General features: G+C 62.5%; 1 pseudogene. It reads right to left on the bottom strand.

The window, feature by feature from the left end:
• Positions 1-447 (bottom strand): annotated as a pseudogene (locus tag Q1A87_RS23600) (hypothetical protein); the annotation flags it as partial.
• Between the last annotated feature and the right edge of the window lie 281 nt (positions 448-728).

The following is a 728-nucleotide window of genomic DNA, read 5'->3' on the forward strand; positions in this document are numbered from 1 at the left end:
CTTCGGATCAGCGTACAATTCGGGACTTCCGATCTCTCCAATGAGCCGTTGGACAGCTTGCTGTCGCCATGCCCGTACGCGCCTTTGCAGCGTATGAACCTGCCGTAACGTGTATCGTCCTGGGTAACGGGCCTGGAATTCGACCAGAAGTTCGAGCGCGGTCTGATCGGGGCGTTCTTCAAGGCATTGCGTCATCTCCTCCCAGTCTTCCTTGAAGATATCAGGACGCCGGCCGCGCGGCTTGTCGCTGAGACGATAGGTCTTGGGGCCGATGACGACGCCGCGTGCCTGCGCTGCCTGGCGCCACTGGCTGACCCGGCGCGCCAGTGTCTTGTACTGCTTGCGCGTGAACCGGCCCGGGAACTGGATACACAATTCGTCGAAGAGCTGCGCGGCGCTGATGCTTGGGAATTCCTCCAGCCGGCGACACGCAATCGGCCACGCCATGCGAAGCGCCTGGATCCGGGCCCGGCCGGGTTCGGCGTAGACTGGCTTCGGTCTCTCCGTCGTCTTTGTCTGTGGTCCTGTCCTCTCGGATAAAGCTGCCGGCGCGGGCGCAGCGGACGGCTTTGCAAAAGGAACCTGCGATGGGATCCTCTGGAGGCTTCTCAGGTAACGCGGTTTCGCCTCGATCGAGAAGGTTGGACGGATCTCCCCAACGTGCCAGGCGCTCGACAGGCTTGCCACGAAGGCGGCAAGATCAGGCGGCTTGGACGGCGTTGTCGATG

Origin of the sequence: uncultured Jannaschia sp. (assembly GCF_947494055.1) — a bacterium.
Lineage (GTDB): Bacteria > Pseudomonadota > Alphaproteobacteria > Rhodobacterales > Rhodobacteraceae > Jannaschia.